Source organism: Brevibacterium sediminis (assembly GCF_024895295.1).
Taxonomy (GTDB): domain Bacteria; phylum Actinomycetota; class Actinomycetes; order Actinomycetales; family Brevibacteriaceae; genus Brevibacterium; species Brevibacterium sediminis.
Genome location: NZ_JAHQRN010000004.1, coordinates 74,363 through 91,621, shown reverse-complemented (window position 1 = coordinate 91,621; position 17,259 = coordinate 74,363). Strand labels below are relative to the sequence as shown.

The 17,259-nt window shown below is 65.9% G+C and carries 17 protein-coding genes; 2 read left to right on the top strand and 15 right to left on the bottom strand.

All coding sequences use genetic code 11. The features are described from left to right. Positions 1 to 62: 62 nt before the first annotated feature. Positions 63 to 917, bottom strand: coding sequence for a tRNA pseudouridine(38-40) synthase TruA (gene truA / locus KTJ89_RS10385; RefSeq protein WP_259357667.1), 855 nt, complete (start codon positions 915 to 917; stop codon positions 63 to 65). After that, the gene (locus KTJ89_RS10380; protein ID WP_259357666.1) at positions 914 to 1,540 is read right to left on the bottom strand and encodes a LemA family protein; all 627 of its coding nucleotides are present in this window, start codon (positions 1,538 to 1,540) and stop codon (positions 914 to 916) included. The genes truA and KTJ89_RS10380 overlap by 4 nt, the downstream gene beginning before the upstream one ends. Before the next feature lie 249 nt (positions 1,541 to 1,789). Between KTJ89_RS10380 and KTJ89_RS10375 the strand changes: the two genes are divergently transcribed. Beyond that, the gene (locus KTJ89_RS10375; RefSeq protein ID WP_259357665.1) at positions 1,790 to 2,971 is read left to right on the top strand and encodes a glycosyltransferase family 4 protein; all 1,182 of its coding nucleotides are present in this window, start codon (positions 1,790 to 1,792) and stop codon (positions 2,969 to 2,971) included. Between the two features lie 145 nt (positions 2,972 to 3,116). Here KTJ89_RS10375 and KTJ89_RS10370 read toward each other — a convergent pair whose 3' ends face one another. The 10 genes from KTJ89_RS10370 to KTJ89_RS10325 form a co-directional block, all read right to left on the bottom strand. Continuing rightward, complete coding sequence (locus KTJ89_RS10370) at positions 3,117 to 3,683, bottom strand: cysteine hydrolase family protein (RefSeq protein WP_259357664.1); 567 nt, start codon at positions 3,681 to 3,683, stop codon at positions 3,117 to 3,119. A gap of 273 nt (positions 3,684 to 3,956) precedes the next feature. Beyond that, positions 3,957 to 4,907, bottom strand: a complete 951-nt coding sequence (locus KTJ89_RS10365) for a hypothetical protein (RefSeq protein ID WP_259357663.1) — start codon at positions 4,905 to 4,907, stop codon at positions 3,957 to 3,959. A gap of 108 nt (positions 4,908 to 5,015) precedes the next feature. Beyond that, on the bottom strand, positions 5,016 to 5,714 hold the full coding sequence (locus KTJ89_RS10360; RefSeq protein WP_244882203.1) for an energy-coupling factor transporter transmembrane component T family protein: 699 nt from the start codon (positions 5,712 to 5,714) through the stop codon (positions 5,016 to 5,018). Beyond that, positions 5,711 to 6,439 (bottom strand): energy-coupling factor ABC transporter ATP-binding protein, encoded by a 729-nt coding sequence (locus KTJ89_RS10355; protein WP_259357662.1) that lies wholly within the window; start codon positions 6,437 to 6,439, stop codon positions 5,711 to 5,713. Before KTJ89_RS10355 ends, KTJ89_RS10360 begins: the two co-directional genes overlap by 4 nt. After that, positions 6,436 to 7,092 (bottom strand): biotin transporter BioY, encoded by a 657-nt coding sequence (locus KTJ89_RS10350; protein ID WP_062243406.1) that lies wholly within the window; start codon positions 7,090 to 7,092, stop codon positions 6,436 to 6,438. Before KTJ89_RS10350 ends, KTJ89_RS10355 begins: the two co-directional genes overlap by 4 nt. A gap of 182 nt (positions 7,093 to 7,274) precedes the next feature. Further along, positions 7,275 to 8,858 carry a glutamine-hydrolyzing GMP synthase gene (guaA, locus tag KTJ89_RS10345; RefSeq protein ID WP_259357661.1) on the bottom strand — a complete coding sequence of 528 codons (1,584 nt, stop codon included), beginning with the start codon at positions 8,856 to 8,858 and terminating at the stop codon, positions 7,275 to 7,277. Positions 8,859 to 9,028: 170 nt separating this feature from the next. Beyond that, positions 9,029 to 9,466 (bottom strand): DUF3817 domain-containing protein, encoded by a 438-nt coding sequence (locus KTJ89_RS10340; protein WP_139468416.1) that lies wholly within the window; start codon positions 9,464 to 9,466, stop codon positions 9,029 to 9,031. 2 nt (positions 9,467 to 9,468) lie between these two features. Next, positions 9,469 to 10,395 carry an SURF1 family protein gene (locus KTJ89_RS10335; protein ID WP_259357660.1) on the bottom strand — a complete coding sequence of 309 codons (927 nt, stop codon included), beginning with the start codon at positions 10,393 to 10,395 and terminating at the stop codon, positions 9,469 to 9,471. A 55-nt stretch (positions 10,396 to 10,450) separates the two neighbouring features. Continuing rightward, complete coding sequence (locus KTJ89_RS10330) at positions 10,451 to 11,584, bottom strand: GuaB3 family IMP dehydrogenase-related protein (protein WP_139468415.1); 1,134 nt, start codon at positions 11,582 to 11,584, stop codon at positions 10,451 to 10,453. A gap of 135 nt (positions 11,585 to 11,719) precedes the next feature. After that, positions 11,720 to 12,625: a LysR family transcriptional regulator gene (locus KTJ89_RS10325; RefSeq protein WP_259357659.1), complete on the bottom strand. Its 906-nt coding sequence runs from the start codon at positions 12,623 to 12,625 to the stop codon at positions 11,720 to 11,722. A 190-nt stretch (positions 12,626 to 12,815) separates the two neighbouring features. Between KTJ89_RS10325 and KTJ89_RS10320 the strand changes: the two genes are divergently transcribed. Then, positions 12,816 to 13,541 carry a LysE family translocator gene (locus KTJ89_RS10320; RefSeq protein WP_259357658.1) on the top strand — a complete coding sequence of 242 codons (726 nt, stop codon included), beginning with the start codon at positions 12,816 to 12,818 and terminating at the stop codon, positions 13,539 to 13,541. Between the two features lie 91 nt (positions 13,542 to 13,632). Here KTJ89_RS10320 and KTJ89_RS10315 read toward each other — a convergent pair whose 3' ends face one another. The 3 genes from KTJ89_RS10315 to panB all read right to left on the bottom strand — a co-directional run bounded on the left by KTJ89_RS10315 (position 13,633) and on the right by panB (position 17,160). Beyond that, positions 13,633 to 15,033 carry a mechanosensitive ion channel gene (locus KTJ89_RS10315; protein ID WP_259357657.1) on the bottom strand — a complete coding sequence of 467 codons (1,401 nt, stop codon included), beginning with the start codon at positions 15,031 to 15,033 and terminating at the stop codon, positions 13,633 to 13,635. A gap of 211 nt (positions 15,034 to 15,244) precedes the next feature. Continuing rightward, the gene (gene panC / locus KTJ89_RS10310; protein ID WP_259357656.1) at positions 15,245 to 16,156 is read right to left on the bottom strand and encodes a pantoate--beta-alanine ligase; all 912 of its coding nucleotides are present in this window, start codon (positions 16,154 to 16,156) and stop codon (positions 15,245 to 15,247) included. After that, positions 16,156 to 17,160, bottom strand: a complete 1,005-nt coding sequence (gene panB, locus KTJ89_RS10305; protein ID WP_259357655.1) for a 3-methyl-2-oxobutanoate hydroxymethyltransferase — start codon at positions 17,158 to 17,160, stop codon at positions 16,156 to 16,158. The genes panC and panB overlap by 1 nt, the downstream gene beginning before the upstream one ends. Positions 17,161 to 17,259 lie beyond the last annotated feature (99 nt).

Genomic DNA, 17,259 nt, shown 5'->3' with positions numbered 1-17,259 from the left:
GATAAAAGGCGGCTTGATGCTGCGGCTTGATGCTTCTGCCAGCGACCCGCCGAACCGTCGGCCTATTCCTGGTCGCGTCGGGCCATCGTCTGGGCGTTGCGAGCCGCGTAGTCCTCGGGTGCCGGATAGCCGACCTCGGTGAGGACGAGTCCTTCGGCAGGCGTGACGAACATGGGCACATCCGGAGTCAGCCCGGTGTCCGCCTCGGCGATGAGTTCGGCCGGGCGGGTCACCGGCCAATTGCCGGATCCGACCTTGATCAGTCCGCCGACGAGTGCACGGACCATGTGATGGCAGAAGGCGTCGGCGCGCAGATCGATGGTGATCACAGCATCATGATCGCGCGCGACATGCAGTTCGTAGAGGGTGCGGATCGTCGTCGCGCCCTCCCGGGGTTTGCAGAACGGCAGGAAGTCGTGGAGCCCTTGGACCTCGCTCGCGGCCTCGGCCATGGCTTCGGCATCGAGTTCGCCCTTGTGCCGCGGCGTCACCTGCGTCAGCAGCGGGTCGATGAATGACCGATGATCGGCCAACCGGTACTGATACGACCGCCACAGCGCAGAGAACCTGGCGTCGAAGTCCTCTGGCACCTCGGCCACCGCGTGGACGACGATGTCGTGGAACTCACCGGCGATGAGGACTCCGCGCAGACGTGACAGGAGGGCCGCCTCGGCGGATCGATTCGACTGGCCGATGAGCTTGCCGATCGCCTCATCGCCCAGATCGATATGCACGACCTGACGGCGAGCGTGGACGCCGGAGTCGGTGCGGCCGGCGACGACGGTGGCCACCTCGGTGCCGGTGATCCTCTCCAGTCCGGATTCGATGGCGGCCTGGACCGTGCGCAGCCCCGGCTGCTTGGCCCAGCCATGGAAATCCGTGCCGCGATAGCCCAGGTCGAGGCGGAAGCGGGTCATCGGGTCGTCCTCGCCGAGGCGGGGCCCGCCGTTCCGGGTCCGCCATCGTCATCGATCGCTTCGGTGAATGGGGCGCGGGGCTTGAAGACCCCTCCGAAGAGGCGGGAGACCAGTCGCGCCCGCTGCCGGTGATAGCGCTCGACGTTCGTGTTGTAGAAACGCGCGCCGGCGAGGATCCGTTCGGTGAGCACCTGCAGCTGACCGTGCAGAAGCTGGATCGTCGTGTCGATCTCCTCATTGACCGCAGCCCGCTGGGGACGGGCAGAGTCCGAGTTCAGGGACCTCTCCGTCAGCGCCGCGGGGATGAGTGCGGCGTCATCGACGGCGTCGGTCAGGGCGTTTTCGGCTGCAGCGCCGCGGTGGTCGAAGGGGGCGCGTTCGGCAGAGGCGAGCGCGAGTTCCAGCCGGGACAGGTCCTGTCCGGCGATCTGCTGGAGGGTGCCGATATAGGCCGGCACGAGAGCGTGGCGGGCGCGAATCTCGCCGATGAGCTGGCGCTTGGCTTCATCGCACAGCGACCGGGCCATGGACAGCTGGTTGAAGCGCAGGACGGTGAGGATGACGAAGAGGACGATGAGAGCGGCGAGTACGCAACCGCCGACGATGAACCAGACCACGGCCATTCCCCTCGTTCCATGTGCTGCACGAGCATTTCCGACACCTCAGTTTACGCGGGGCTCAGACTCGTCGCGAACAGGTCATCATCCGGACACCGAGGCTACTGAGAAGAGTCACCGAGAAGGACCGCGCCCGGACACCGGCCCGGCATTCTGCAGTCACCGCAGAGAGTGCGGACCGATTTCGGCCAGATGTCGCCGACCTGTCGCCTTCGGGTCATGCGTTCGTCACTCGGCGGGCCTTAGCTGGAAGTCGTGAGAGTAGCGATCATTGCAGAATCCTTCCTCCCCAATAAGAATGGGGTCACCCACTCACTCCTGCGGGTCCTCGACCATCTGGCCGACCGCGGCGACGAAGTCCTCGTCATCGCTCCGGGCACACGCAGGGACGGTCCGAAGGAGGTCGCCGGCGCCCGCATCGTCCGGGTTCCCTCGATCGCCTTGCCGAAGTATCGGCGCATCCGCGTGGCTCCCGGCGGCGTCACCCGCATCCGCCGACTGCTGCAGCGGTTCGCCCCGGACGTCGTCCATCTGGCCAGCCCGTTCGTCCTCGGATGGCGCGGGGTCCTCGCCGCCCAGGCACTGAATCTGCCGACTGTGGCGATCTACCAGACCGAGGTTCCCGCCTATGCCGCCCGGTACGGAATGCACGGCATCGAGGCCATGCTCTGGAACCACGTCCGCAACATCCACCAGCATTCCTCTCTGACGCTGGCCCCATCGTCGTACACGATCGATCAGCTGCAAGGCCTCGGTGTCGCCGAGGTGGCACTGTGGGCCCGTGGGGTCGATTCCTCCCGTTTCGACCCGGGTCACCGGTCCGAGGCCTGGCGTCGAAGCGTTGCCCCGAATGGTGAGAAGATCATCGGCTTCGTCGGCAGGCTGGCTGCGGAGAAGCAGGTCGAAGACCTTGCCGCGCTCACCGATCTGCCCGGGGCGAAGGTCGTCATCGTCGGTGACGGTCCCTGGCGGACGCGTCTGCAGCGGTTGCTGCCGGAGGCTCATTTCACCGGGTTCCTCGGCGGGGATGCCCTGGCCCAAGCTGTGGCGAGCTTCGACCTCATGGTCGCCCCGGGTGAGCTCGAGACCTTCTGCCAGACGATTCAGGAGGCCATGGCCTCCGAGGTGCCGGTCATCGCTCCCGCCCGAGGCGGCCCACTCGACCTCGTCGACTCCTCGCGCACCGGGTGGCTCTACACCCCGAAGGATCTCGGTGCCATGCGAGCGCATGCGGCGGACCTCCTCGGCGACGAGGCGAAACGGCGGGCCTTCGGGGTCGCCGGTCGTGAGCAGGTGCAGGCCAGGAGTTGGAAGAGCGTGTGCTCACAGCTCGTCGGCCACTATTCGCGGGCGATCGAGAATCCAGCCCCGCAGGTGCTCGGCCGCGGATTCAGCTCGATGGTCAACTCCGGACTGGAGAATCCACTGCCCTACTGAGGCGATCGCGCAGTTCAGCTTCCGGCCCTTTCGCCAACCGCTCAAGTTACCGCCGCTGTATCAAACAGGTTGACAATTTCCGTATACGGTGAGCGCTGGGCGCCGAGGTGAGCGGTCGGCGCGCGCGAGCCTTCAGCTGCCGAGCTCAGCCGAGGCCAGCAGTCCAGTCCTGGACAGTCGTCACTGTCGCCTGCTTGGGGAACATCTTCTCGGTGAGCACCGCGTGGACCTCGGGGTCGCGGTCGGCGCAGGCGTCGGAGAGCACAGTGAGCTCGAAGTCGAGATCGGCGGCCTGGCGCACCGTCGAGAGCACGACACCGCTCGTGGCAACTCCGGCGAGCACGAGAGACGATGCCCCGTAGCCGCGCAGCAGCACCTCGAGATCGCTGCCGGTGAAGGCGCTGATGCGACGCTTGGTCACGATCGGCTCGCCCTGATGCCGGTCAAGGGTGTCGTGGATGCTCGTCGAGGCATGGGTCTCGTCAAGGTCGCCGTGAGCGGCGATCTGCGCGAACGATGCCGTTGCCGACAGTTCCGGATGCCCCTCGCGCAGCGCCACTCGCACCCAGACGACGGGGATGTCGTGGCTGCGAGCCGCGGCGACGGCGTCACGTGCGCGTTCGAGCACACCGGTCGAGGCGAAGGCGTCGTCACCTGCGATGCCGTTCTGAAAATCCATGGCCAAGAGAACGGTGCTGTCGGTTCCGGTCATCATGTCTCCTTCGGTTCGAGTGGGGCTGATTCCCTCTTCCGCCGAGGTTACTCCTGACTCCAGTTGGTCCGCTGAGTCGAGGCTCAATGCCGACTGAGACCGGAGCGACGGCTAGCAGTGGAGTGCCGTTGTCCGCCGAAGGCGGCATCGATATGATGAAGAGGAAGCAACGTCATGCCCCGGGCTACCGGATAATCCCGGCCTTTGGGAAGACGGCCCCCTGGCGAATGCGGAAGCACCCAGGGGGTGCTTCATATTCACGGACCTATCGTTTCAACCGCCTGCCTTCCGTCGAGCCGCTTCGCCCAAGGCGCGGATCTGGCGCAGAAGATCATGGCCCACCGACTGGCCGGGAGCAAACAACGCGCCGTTGTCGACCGCATAACGCGCTGGTATCCTGGATGATGAAGCAACGTCATGCCCCGGGCTACCGGATAATCCCGGCCTTTGGGAAGACGGCCCCCTGGCGAATGCGGAAGCACCCAGGGGGTGCTTCATATTCAAGAGCTTTCCGTCGACAGCATTGATGACCGTCAACTTGCCTTCCTGCAGAACCGGCTCGATGAATCTGACATCATCGCGCGCGATGTCACGTTGCATCGCCCATGAGATCGCGTCTGCTGACCACAACAACGGTTCGAACGCCATTCCGCCGTGAGTGAAGGCGACACCAGGGTGAATCGCGCCCGTCCTCCGCAAACTATCGACCACCCGCTCATCTGCCCGGTTGAGTCTCTGATCCCTATTGTTGTCAGCGACGATCCCCCGAACAGCCCCCTCTCCGGTACCGCTCGTGAGGTTACGGACGAGCCGGCCGAGACACAGCGCCATGGCCCTCGCAATGTCGCCCTGAGAACTGCCCGCCAACGGCATCTTCACAGCAATGACATTCCACACCGATTCCTCGGTGATCGTCTCGACCATCTCGACGATGTCACCGCGGTCGAAGTCGCTTCCGCGGAACTTCTTGTTCGTATGCCAGTAGGTTCCGTCGGCCACTTCCACCAATCGCTCGCGAATGGAATCCAAGCGCGCATGAGAGAAGATGACCGCGGCCATCTGATATAACGAGACCTCCGCCGGACCCAACCGCGTTCGAGAGAAGGTGCCCTCCGCCGCGCCTGTCGGCTGCCTCATCGACTCGTCGATGAACGCGATCGGGTTCGGGACAGCGGCGAGGTAGAACCTCTCCAGTGCAGGTGACCGCAGGTTTGGGCTCGACATACCTCCGCTCTCATCCGGCAACGCTGCTCTCTTCGAGCAGCATTGCTCTCATCCGATGATGTGCCGAACACTCTATGGGGCGGTCCTGACACGACCGACGGGGGCGGTTCAGTCGACGATGCCGCGAGCGTCGAGGGCCCGACCGGTGTCCTGCGCGTATTTCACCGACCGCAGGATCGCCGGCACCACTCGGGCCCTGATGCTCGAGTCCAATCCCCTGGCCCGGGCTGCGCGTTCGGCTTCGCCGAGCAGACCGGAGATATGGGAGATCGCCCTGACCATGAGGCTCGCTGTCAGTGCGATCGCCTCGGTGTTCGCGCCGAAGAACCGCAAGGGCGAGACCAGCACCGTGAACGTGTCGAGCAGCTGCGCCACCGACGTCGTCAGGGTGAGGATCAGGGCCGCCTGCACACAGGCGAACACGGTCCCGCCGACAGCCAGCCCCGACTCCATGGACCCGAAGAAGTACTGCAGCCCCATGACGATCGCCACGAGCACCGCCACATAGATCCATGTGCGCAGGAAGTGCTTCACCCGCAGCCGGGCGGTAAAGCCGAGGACCACGAGGACAGCGAACATCGACCAGTTGATCGCCGCATCACGGAAGATGAGCGCAACGATGCCGATCACGGCGATCACCGCCAGCTTCACTCCCGTCGGCACTGCATGCAGCCATCCCCGAGGATGCGCCACCTTCCCGAAGAGCTGCGGTCGGGCCTTGATGCCGGCGTGCTTCCGCCACGTCGTTCCGGTGTCACCGGCACCAACGCCGGTATGACCGGCCCCGACAGGACGTTTCCCACTCATGGCGTATCGCTCATGATGAGATTCCGGTAGGCGGCGACCGCCTCGGCGGGGGCGGCATCGGCCACGATCCGACCGTCGTCGACGACGATCGCGCGCTGGGCGGTCTGCGCGAACTCGAGGTCATGGGTGGTGAGGATGATGCGCACCCCGCGCCTGTCCACGAGCTCCTGGAGATGCACGCGCAGCCGCTCCTTATTGCGCAGGTCGAGCAGGGTCGTCGGCTCGTCGAGGACGAGGATCTGCGGATCCACCGCAAGCACCGCGGCCAGTGCCACGAGCTGACGCTGACCGCCGGAGAGTTCGTAGACGCTGCGTTCAGCCAGGTCGGCGATGCCGAGCTCGTCGAGCACCGCCAGTGCCGCTGCCCGCCGTTCGCGTTTGGGCACGGACTTGCGCAGGGACAGTTCGATGTCCTCGATCGGGGTCGGCATGACCAGCTGCGCGGCCGGATCGGTGAAGACGAAGCCGACCATTGAGCGCACCTTCGCCGCCTGCCGGCGCGGGTCGAAACCGTCGACGAGGACCTCTCCGACGTTCGCGGTGACCAGCCCGTTGAACAGCTGCAGCAGGGTCGACTTCCCCGAGCCGTTGGCACCGATGACGGCGACGACATCCTCGGTGAGGGTGAGATTGACCTCTTGGAGGATCGGGCGCACGACATCGCCGTCGGGTCCGTAGTCGAGGACTCCGACGCCGACGTCGCTCAACCGGATCTCACGAGTCACTTCGCGCCCTGTGCCTGCCCGGCCGACACCGATTCGACGCTGATGCCGCGACGGCGCAGCACGTCGGGGAATGCACGGTGGATGAGCACCGCCACCGAGGCGGCCAGGATGTTCTTCACAATGTCACCGGGCCAGTAGGCGAGGTCCGCGACCGCAGCCACGCCGAGCGGCAGATCGCCGTTGATCGACATGCCGAGAATGCCCAGCGGGTGGTTGAGCAGGAGGCTGCCGCCGAAGCCGCCGAGGAACAGCACCACGCCGAGCTTCATTCCGCTGAAGCGGCGCACGGCCCAGCGGGCGATGAGCCCGGCGAGGAGAGCGTAGAGCGCGAAAGAGAGGATGTAGCCTGCGCTCGGACCTGCGAGGACGCCGATTCCGCCGCGCATTCCCGAGAAGATCGGGAGTCCGACGAGACCGAGGACGACATAGAGCAGGGTGGCTGCGAATCCGCGCCAGGGTCCGAGCACCATCCCGCACAGTGCGATCGCGAAGGTCTGCAGAGTGATCGGCACACCGAGGGGACCCACCGGGACAGGAGGCATCATCGCAAAGGCCGCGAGCATCGCCGCGAAGACCGCGACGAGGGCGATATCGCTGCCGGCCGAGCGAGGACGGGTGATTCCCGCCGAGGTGGTGCTGTGGGTCGGTGTCATGAGTACTCCATTGGTCGTGATCCTCCCCGACCGGGATCGGGGACGCCCGAGGCGGCCTCGAGCACCTTCCCACTGTAACTGAACGGTGTTCAGGAGCGGTATTCGGGGTCGCGGTCGAGGCCGCATCGGCGAGGGAATCCGCACGTTCACGTGCGCAGTGCCCCCTCAACGGTCGCGGAGGATCACTCCCATTCGATCGTGCCCGGAGGCTTCGAGGTGACGTCGAGGACGACGCGGTTGATGTCGTCGACCTCGTTAGTGATGCGGTTGGAGATCACGGAGAGCACATCGTAGGGGATGCGCGTCCAGTCGGCGGTCATCGCGTCCTCGCTCGAGACCGGGCGCAGCACGACGGGGTGGCCGTAGGTGCGGCCGTCGCCCTGGACGCCGACGGAGCGGACATCGGCCAGGAGCACGACCGGGCACTGCCAGATCTCTCCGTCGAGGCCGGCCTTCGTCAGCTCTGCGCGGGCGATCGCATCGGCCTTGCGCAGGATGTTCAGGCGCTCCTCGGTGACTTCGCCGATGATACGGATCCCCAGTCCGGGGCCGGGGAACGGCTGGCGGGAGACGATGACCTCGGGCACGCCGAGTTCGCGGCCGATGGCGCGGACCTCGTCCTTGAACAGGGCGCGCAGGGGTTCGATGAGCTGGAACTGGATGTCATCGGGCAGGCCGCCGACGTTGTGGTGGCTCTTGATGTTCGCGGTGCCCGATCCACCGCCGGATTCGACGACGTCGGGGTAGAGGGTGCCCTGGACGAGGAACGCGATCTCCTCGCCTTCACCTTCCTGTGCTTCGAGGACGAGGTCGGCGGCGGCGGTTTCGAAGGTGCGGATGAACTCGCGGCCGATGATCTTGCGCTTCTCCTCCGGGTCGGTGACCCCGGCGAGCTGGGAGAGGAACTGCTCACGCGCGTCGACGGTGACCAGGCGGACGCCGATCGAATCGACGTAGTCCTTCTCGACCTGGACGCGTTCGTCCTGGCGCAGGAGCCCATGATCGACGAACACGCAGGTGAGCTGGTCGCCGATGGCCTTGTGGACGAGCGCTGCGGCCACGGAGGAGTCGACTCCGCCGGACAGGCCGCAGATGACCTTCTTGTTGCCGACGCGGGCGCGGATGAGTTCGACCTGTTCGTCGATGACGGATTCGTTCGTCCAGTCGGCTTCGAGGCCGGCGACGTTGAACAGGAAGTTCTCGAGGATCTTCTGCCCGTTCTCCGAGTGGAGGACCTCGGGGTGCCACTGCACGCCGGCGAACCTCTTCGCCGCGCATTCGAAGGCCGCGACGGGGGTGTCCGGGGTGGAGGCGAGGACGTCGAAGCCGTCGGGCGCCTCGGCGACGGAGTCCCCGTGGGACATCCAGACCTTGTAGTTCTCAGGGGTCTCGGCGAGCAGCGAGCCGGTCTGGGACACGGAGACCGGGGTCGATCCGTATTCGCGCTTGTCGGTCTTGGCCACGCGCCCGCCGAGTGCGGTCGACATGAGCTGGAAGCCGTAGCAGATGCCCATCGTGGGCACTCCGAGGTCGAACACGGACGTGTCGAAGCTCGGGGCGCCGGCGTCGTTGACGCTCGAGGGTCCGCCGGAGAGCACGATGGCCACGGGGTTCTTCGCGGCGAATTCGGACGCCGGGGCGTCGTGGGCGATGATCTCCGAGTACAGGCCGGCTTCGCGGATGCGGCGCGCGATGAGCTGGGCGTACTGGGCGCCGAAATCGACGACGAGGACGGGGGGCACCTGCGTGCTCTGGGATTGCGTCATGATCCAATTCTAAGCGTCGGCGACCAGACGCCCGAATTCGGGTCGTGCTCCCTTCGCAGGGCGGATGAGCACGTGTCGGCGGGCCGCCTCGGCGAGGGTGGGCCGGGCCGGTTTCGCCGCCGCGGATGACCGCGGGTCGGCGGGCCGCCTCGGCGGAGGTGGGGTCCCTCTTAGGACTTGGGGGCGACGACGACGGCGGCTTCGAGCTCGGCGTCGACCTGACGGTGGATGCGGCGCTCGAGGATGAACGACATCACGGGCACGACTCCGGCCAGGGCGAGGATGAGGTAGCGGCCGAGCGTCCAGCGCATCTGCTGGTTGAGCCAGAAGCAGCCGATGAGGTAGACCACGTAGCACCAGCCGTGGCAGATCGCGATGGCTGCGGCGAGGTTGAAGCCGCCGAAGTTCAGGGCCGTCTCGGCGTCCGCGGCGATGAGGTACTTGTAGATCATCTCGACCGTGAGGATGAGCAGCATCGTACCGGTGATGAGCGCCATCACGCGGTAGAACTTCAGCGCATTGCGGGCCGAGGTGAAGCGTTTGACGCTCCACACGTTGTTCTCGTCGAAGTCGGGGCGGGAGTCCAAGGACTCGTGTTCTTCGCTCACGCTCAGTTTCCTCCGGTCGTGCGGGTGTCAGTGTTTCGGGCATCGGCGTTCTTGCTTCGTTTCCTGCCGGGCTTGGCGCCTCCGTGGCGGTGGGCCGGCAGTCCGGTGAGTCCGGACATCACCTCGGGGTCGATGGTCGCGTCGCCCGCGGGTTTGACGACAACATACTCGACGCTCTTCTCCGAATCATGGGAATCCTCGCCGAGGCGGCGCCGGAGGTAATCATCGCGCAGCAGCTGGAACCACATGTAGAGGGCCATGGCCGCGAAGATGATCCATTCGAGAGCGTAGACCGCCGACTGCAGATCGAATCCGCCCTCGTCGCGTGTCGTCGTAGTCGGAACCTGTGCGAGACCGTCGGTGCCCACCGAGGCGGCGGCGCCTGTGGCCTTCTCCGGGATGAGGAATCCGGAGTAAGTGAGCAGGTCGGGGAACAGGTTGATGATCTGCGAGGTCGAGACCGTGTGCACCTGCCCCTCGGGCAGATCGTTGCCCTCGACGGGGCCCTCGATAGGTCCGATGCGCGCGGTCAGCTCGACCTGACCGTCCATGGCCTCCGACGTCATCGCCGTGTCCTCGTCGGTGGTGAAACCGCGGACGACGGGGATCGCAATCGTCTTCTCGTCGGCGTTCGCGGCCTCGACACCTTCACCGAGGTGACCGCCGTCCGGGGCGAACATCGTTACGACCCAATACCCGGTATCGCCGTCCTGGACGCGTCCGGGAACGACGATCTGAGCATCGGGGATCCAGTGTCCTGACAGGCTGACCCGCTGGTCGGCGAGGATGCCGGGCATCGGAGCCTGGGCATCCATGACGTCGTTGAAGTCCTTGAGCTCATCGACTCCGGAGGACGCAGCGACGTCGTTCTTGTGCTGGGCCCGGTCGACCTGCCACGCGGAGAGTCCGACGAAGCAGGTGACGAGCACCAGGACGAGGAGCAGGGACCCCAGCCATTTGGGAGTCAGTGCCAGGCGGAACAGTTCAGACCACCGAACCAGTCTGGTAGGGCGAGACGGTGACGTCGACGCGTTGGAATTCCTTGAGGTCGAGGTAACCCGTGGTGGCCAGTGCCCGACGCAGGGCGCCGGCGAGGTTGAGTTCGCCGATTGCGGTGCGGCCGGGGCCGAAGAGCACCTGCTCGAGGCTGCCGACGGTGCCGAGTTCCACACGGTGTCCGCGTGGCAGATCCGGGTGATGAGCTTCGGCGCCCCAGTGCATTCCGCGGCCGGGTGCTTCGGTCGACCGGGCCAGGGCGGTGCCGAGCATGACGGCATCGGCGCCGACCCCGAAGGCCTTGACGATGTCGCCGCTGGTGCCGAGTCCGCCATCGGCGATGACATGGACGTAGCGGCCGCCGGATTCGTCCATATAGTCCCGCCGGGCGGCGTGGACGTCGGCGACGGCCGTGGCCATCGGCGCGTGGATGCCCAGAGTCTTGCGGGTCGTGGCTGCCGCTCCCCCGCCGAAGCCGACGAGGACGCCGGCGGCACCGGTGCGCATGAGGTGCAGGGCAGCGGTGTAGGTGGCGGCTCCGCCGACGATGACGGGCACATCGAGTTCGTAGATGAACTGCTTGAGGTTGAGCGGTTCGGTGTGGGTCGAGACGTGCTCGGCCGAGACCGTGGTGCCGCGGATGACGAAGATGTCGACTCCGGCGTCGACGACCGTCTTGTAGAACTCCTGGGTCCGCTGCGGGGTCAGAGCACCAGCGACGGTGACTCCGGCTTCGCGGATCTGCTCGAGGCGAGCGGTGATGAGTTCGGCTTGGATGGGTGCGGAGTAGAGCTCCTGCATCCGGGAGGTCGCCATCTCGGCCGGCAGCTGGGCGATTTCAGCCAGCTGCGGGGTGGGGTCCTCGTACCGGGTCCACAGACCTTCGAGGTCGAGAACGCCGAGTCCGCCGAATCGGCCGAGCGCGATGACGGTCTCCGGGGACATGGCCGAGTCCATGGGGGCGCCGATGAAGGGCAGCTCGAACTGGTAGGCGTCGATCTGCCAGTTCAGGGACACGTCTTCGGGGTCACGGGTGCGCCGAGCGGGGACGATGGCGATGTCGTCGAGCGAATAGGCGCGACGGCCGCGCTTGCCTCTTCCGATTTCGATTTCAGAACTCACCCCAACAGCCTATCCCACCACTCTTGGCGCAACGTCTCAGCCCACTATGAGGAACAGCGCATCTCCCCTCCCAGGACTACCCGACGGCGGCCCAGCAACCTGGCGCCAGGTTGCTGGGCCGCCGTCGGGTAGCAACTAGGGAGTGGCGAGGTGGGACTCGACCGCTTTCGACGTGGCTGTGGCGAAGGCGCGGACGTGGGATAAGTGCGCGTCTTTGTCGCGGATGTGCATGACGACCCGGCGCATCGCGACGGGGTCGGTGAGGTCGACGGCGACGAGGCCGGGCGGCAGCTGCAGAGTCGAGAGCCGTGGGAGGACCGTGATGCCCATGTTTGAGGCGATGAGGGCCAATGCCGCGAAGTCGTCCTCGCAGGCGGCGAAGCTTCTACGTTCGAATCCGGCCGCGGCGCACGCATGGTCGACGACCTTGCTCGAGGGTCCGGCCCACATGTCGTAGTCGACCCAGTGCTCGTCCTCGAGGTCGATGAACGGCACGGACTCACGGCCTGCGAATCGGTGCCCCTCGGGGACGACCACCCGATAGTCGTCGTCGAAGAGCGGGATGCGCGTCATCTCCGGCAGATGGTTCTCCCCGTCCTGCGGAGCCTCGGCGCGGATCTCGATGAGGCAGTGCCCGCGGCGGTTCTTCGCCGGTTCGTTGAGCTGGATGTCGAAACGCAGATCCGGATGCTCCAGGGCCACAGCATCGATGATGCCCGGCAGCAGGCGCGCATTGAATGAAGTGAACGCCGCGATCCGCAGCCGGAGCCTGCTGACGCTGCGGAAGCCTTCGACCAGATCGTCGAGGCGGCCGACCGCAGTGAAGACCTCCGCCGAATCATCGGCCAGACGCCGGCCGAGCTCGGTGACCTCGATGCCGCGCCCCGACCGCCGGTAGAGCGGCGCCCCGACGGCCTTCTGCAGCGTGGTGATGTGCTGACTGACGGTCGCCGGTGTGTAGTTGAGGTTCTTCGCCGCGTCGACCACGGAACCGGTGGCCGCGACGGCCCGCCACACCCGCAGACGATTGAGATCCCACATACCTCCAAGAGTAGCCGCCGAACGCCGGATAAATCATTAGGCACTGCCTGATGATCATTCGTGATCAATTGCTTTTCCCGATTGATCGGTTCCGGCAGAATGGTGTTCGTTCCCGATGCCATCGAACGATGCCCCGAGACACCCGTGCACCATCCCCGCTGACCATTCCCATCACCCCCGAAGGATTGCCGTGACCGGACCCGAGATCCTCACCATCACCGGAGCAGCGGCCGCGCTTGCCGTTACCCCCGGACCCGAGACGATCCTGACGATCCGCCTGTCCTCGCTGCGCCGCAAGGCCGGACTCGTCTATGCGCTCGGCACGGCCACGGGCACCGTGATCTGGATGGCCCTCGCGCTCACCGGCGTCTCCGCACTGCTGACCCTCTATCCGGCTGCCGTGCAGGTGCTCAAGATCGGCGGCGGCCTCTATCTGTGTCTCCTCGGCGTCCTCGCCGGTCGGCAGGCGCTTCGCCTGCGCCGGGAGCTGAAGGCCGCCGAGGCGACCGACCGCCCCACCGCGAATGCCACCCCCACCCCATCGACCGCCCCCGACTCCCCCGACGGGCCCGTGACCGAGATCGCTCACGTCATGGAGTCGACCTCGTGGGGCCACTTGCGCTCGTTCGTGTCGTATCGCCGCGGCATCATCTCGTCGCTGTCCAACCCGAAGGTCGGCCTGTTCTTCCTCGCGATCCTGCCGACCCTCGTCCCTGCTTCCCCGACCGGCATCGACTACACCGTGCTCGTCGCCCTGATCCTCGGCGTGCTTCTGTCGTACCAGCTCGTCCTCGCATGCCTGGCCAGTCTCGCGGCATCGGCGATGGCCCACCGCAGCGCCGACTTCTTCATCGAAGCCGCCTCCACGCTCATCCTGCTCATCATCGGCATCGCCGTCATCGCGATCCCCATCTGAGCCGCGGTTGCCCGGAAAACAAGATAAGGGCGGGGCACCGAGGTCGATCCTCGGTGCCCCGCCCCTTTCGGTTCGGTGGGCAGACCCTCACTCAGCTCTCATTCGCCGAGGAGGCTCCCCCGTTCCCGCTGCCACCTCCGTCAGTGCGCGTTCCGGTCCCCGGTGCGCCGCTGTCCACGGCGTCCGGGTTCGTCTTTTCGGCCGCCTCGGCAAGGTCGACCTTGTCGAGCATCTTCGCGGCCGCCTCACGTCCGCCGAGGCCGAAGGCCAGAGCGGCCGCTGCGGCACCGCCGATGACGACGGCTCCGAAGGCGAGGTGGATGATCGAATCGGCCAGGCCCATGTAGCGCAGGCCCATGGCGATGAACAGGGCGATCGCCGAGTAGCGCAGCACCTTGCTGGCGAGGTTGTTCGTGATGAACTTGCCGATGATCGCGGCGATGAGGAATCCTGCGGCGATGATCGCAGCGCCGAAGAGCACGCTGCCGCCGAGGTCGAGGATCTCGTTGAGGATGTTCGTGATCTCGGGGAATCCGAGCATCCGGGCGGCCATGATCGCGAAGAAGATCATGATCGCCACCTGCACGAGACGGGTGATCACGTTGGAGGCGCTGGTGCCTTCGGGCACGATCCCGATCTCGTTGATGGCTTTGTCGGTGCCGATGCCCTGGAGGATCTGTTCGAGCAGATTGCCGAGGAACTTGGCGATGACGAAGCCGATGGCCAGCAGGATGCCGGCGGCGATGATGAGCGGGATCGCGTTGAGGAAGATCTGTAACATCTGCTGGGCAGGCTCCGAGATCGCCTTGATGCCGAGGACCTGCAGCGCCGAGATCGCAACGACGATGATGATAATTCCGAACACCAGGTTGCCGATGAGGTTCGAGATCTTCGCGTTCGCCTCCGCGTTCGGGTTCGGTGCATGACCGGGGTGTCCGCCCTGCGGCGGCATACCCTGCTGCCCCTGCGGCGGCATGCCCTGCTGACCCTGTGCGGCGTACTGCTGAGTGGCGTCGGGATGCGGTTGAGCATTTCCGGCACCCTCGGCCACTCCGGTGGCTTTGTCGCCGAGCGAGCGGAACTTCGACGTCAGCTTCGTCAGATCCACAGCGTTGAGGGCGGTCTGGACGAGCTGTTTGGCGATCTTCGCGAAGACATAGCCGATGAAGAAGATGAATCCCGCGCCGATGATATTGGGCAGGAATCCGAAGATTCCATCGAGCAGGCCCTGCAGCGGAGTCAGCACCTGATCGAGGTTGAACAGCTGGAGCACGGCGATGAGTCCGAGCAGCCAGATGACGAGACCGGCGATCTGCCCGACCGACTTTCCGATCTGCTGACCATTGCTTCCGTCGCGTTGAAGTGCGGGAACCTTGGTGACGAGTTTGCCGATCGCCCATTTGACGATGGCGGCGAGAATCCAGGTGACAATGAGAATGACGATTGCCAGTCCGACTTTCGTCAGGACCGACCAGATATCCAGATCTTGCATGTCGCTTATCTGCTTCGAACTCAGCGAATCGGCAAGTTTCATTTTCTCTTGCTGATTTTGAGTCTATTCTCAGCGAACACTGAGAACAAGGGTCCAGCGACTGATAGCCGTTAATTCAAACCACAGTTGTCGATGGATCTCGGTCGGTTACATATGCATATGTCGATCGCTCAACAGAATCTTCACAAACTTATCACAATTGCATATCGCGTCAGAATTCCAGCGGCAGATTGTCGATGAGGTGAGTCCCACCGACCGTCGCGGAGACGAGCAGCAGAGCCGGTCCCGTGAAGGCCGGCGGGCACGGCCGCAGGGTCGCGGCCTCGACGAGACTGCAGTAGACGATCTCGAGATCCCCACGTTCAGCAGCCGGCTCCAGCTCGGCGCGCGCGGCCGCCTCGACGGCAGCGGGCAAGCCAGCAGAAACACCACTGGTGCCGGCCCCAGAGCCAGAACCGCCACCGATGCCGGACTCCGCCGCCCCACGGCCTCGCTCGGCCACCTCGGAGGCGGCGGTGAGAGCCCGTGGAATCGCCAGAGCACGGGCACGGTCGTCCGGCGCCAGGTAGGAGTTGCGGCTCGACATGGCCAGCCCGTCGGCGTCCCGGACGACGGGTAGGCCGATGAGTTCGATATCGAAGTTGAGGTCGGCGATCATGCGTTTGACCAGGACGAACTGTTGGATGTCCTTGAGCCCGAATACCGTGACGTCGGGGGCAATGAGGGTGAAGAGCTTCGCCACGACGGTGAGCACGCCGTCGAAGTGCCCGGGCCTGGCCGCGCCTTCGAACACGGCCCCCATGCGCCCGGCGACGACCCGCACTTCGGGTGCGGACGGGTACATTTCGGCCAGCGCCGGCGCGAAGACGAAGTCGACTCCTGCCTCTTCGCACTTCTTCAAATCCTCTTCGATCGGCCGCGGGTACTGGACGAAGTCCTCGTCGGCACCGAATTGGAGGGGGTTGACGAAGATCGAGGCCACGACGAGTTCGGACTCTGCGCGGGCACGCGTCATGAGCGCTTGATGTCCGGAGTGCAGGGCGCCCATCGTCGGGACGAGACCGACGCGGCCCGACTGCTCGGCCCGCCACCGGCGCAGTGCCTGGATGCCGCCGACCTCCATCAGTCGAAGCTCCTCTCGGGCTCGGGGAAGACCCCGGACTTCACTTCGTCGACATAGGTGCCGACCGCCTCGGTGAGCACGGAATGCAGGTCTGCGTAGCGCTTGACGAAGCGCGGGGCCTTCCCCGTGCGCAGGCCCGCCATGTCCTGCCATACGAGGACCTGGGCATCGCAGTCGGCACCGGCGCCGATGCCGACGGTGGGGATCGTCAGTTCGGCAGTGACCTGGCCGGCCAGCCCGGAGGGCACCATCTCCATGACCACGGAGAAGGCTCCGGCTTCGGCCACGGCGCGGGCGTCGTCGAGCAGGGCGCTGCCTGCGTCGCCGCGGCCCTGGACCTTGTAGCCGCCGAGGTTGTGCTCGGCCTGCGGGGTGAAGCCGATGTGCGCCATGACCGGGATGCCCGCCGTCGTGATCGCCTTGATCCGCGAGGCCATCCGCGCCCCGCCTTCGAGTTTGACCGCGTGGACTCCGGCTTCCTTCATGAATCGCACGGCCGTGGCCACGGCCTGTTCATCGGAGATCTCATAGCTGCCGAATGGAAGGTCGGCGACGATGAGCGCCCGGCTCGTCGCCGAGGCGACGGCCCGGGCCAGCGGGATGAGTTCGTCGACGGTGACCGGCAGGGTCGTCGCGTGGCCATAGACATTGTTCGCCGCCGAATCGCCGATGAGCAGGGCCTCGACACCGGCCTGTTCGAACAGGGCCGCCGTGTACTGGTCGTAGCTGGTCAGCATCGCCCACCGCCGGCCTTCGGCCTTGGCCTTGATGAGGTCGAGGGTCCGGATTCGCCGAGGCGGCGCTGCCGGCGCGGACACCGGACCGCCGTACGGGGCCGGTTGTTCCGCCGAGGCGGCCCCCGCCGTCGCGTCGGACGCGGTCGTCGCGCCGGGGCCGGCCGTCGCGTCGGTGCCGGCCGGGGCATTGTCACCGGCAGCAACGTTGCCCGCGATGCCGGTGGTGGAGGAAGAGGTGAACTGGTTCGAGTGTGCCGCTTCGGGCATGAGAATCCTTCAGATATGCGATGCCGTCGGTGCCGGCGCGGGCGGGGCGAGACCGACGCTTCGGTCCGAAGCCTCGGTGACTCTCACGGGGGCGCCCAC

Bases quoted from the DNA above. Each gene is read 5' to 3' on its own strand.
- truA (WP_259357667.1), bottom strand. From the start codon at position 917: ATGACCCGCTTCCGCCTCGACCTGGGCTATCGCGGCACGGATTTCCAT.
- KTJ89_RS10380 (WP_259357666.1), bottom strand. From the start codon at position 1,540: ATGGCCGTGGTCTGGTTCATCGTCGGCGGTTGCGTACTCGCCGCTCTC.
- KTJ89_RS10370 (WP_259357664.1), bottom strand. From the start codon at position 3,683: ATGACCGGAACCGACAGCACCGTTCTCTTGGCCATGGATTTTCAGAAC.
- KTJ89_RS10365 (WP_259357663.1), bottom strand. From the start codon at position 4,907: ATGTCGAGCCCAAACCTGCGGTCACCTGCACTGGAGAGGTTCTACCTC.
- KTJ89_RS10360 (WP_244882203.1), bottom strand. From the start codon at position 5,714: ATGAGTGGGAAACGTCCTGTCGGGGCCGGTCATACCGGCGTTGGTGCC.
- KTJ89_RS10350 (WP_062243406.1), bottom strand. From the start codon at position 7,092: ATGACACCGACCCACAGCACCACCTCGGCGGGAATCACCCGTCCTCGC.
- guaA (WP_259357661.1), bottom strand. From the start codon at position 8,858: ATGACGCAATCCCAGAGCACGCAGGTGCCCCCCGTCCTCGTCGTCGAT.
- KTJ89_RS10325 (WP_259357659.1), bottom strand. From the start codon at position 12,625: ATGTGGGATCTCAATCGTCTGCGGGTGTGGCGGGCCGTCGCGGCCACC.
- KTJ89_RS10315 (WP_259357657.1), bottom strand. From the start codon at position 15,033: ATGCAAGATCTGGATATCTGGTCGGTCCTGACGAAAGTCGGACTGGCA.
- panC (WP_259357656.1), bottom strand. From the start codon at position 16,156: ATGGAGGTCGGCGGCATCCAGGCACTGCGCCGGTGGCGGGCCGAGCAG.
- panB (WP_259357655.1), bottom strand. From the start codon at position 17,160: ATGCCCGAAGCGGCACACTCGAACCAGTTCACCTCTTCCTCCACCACC.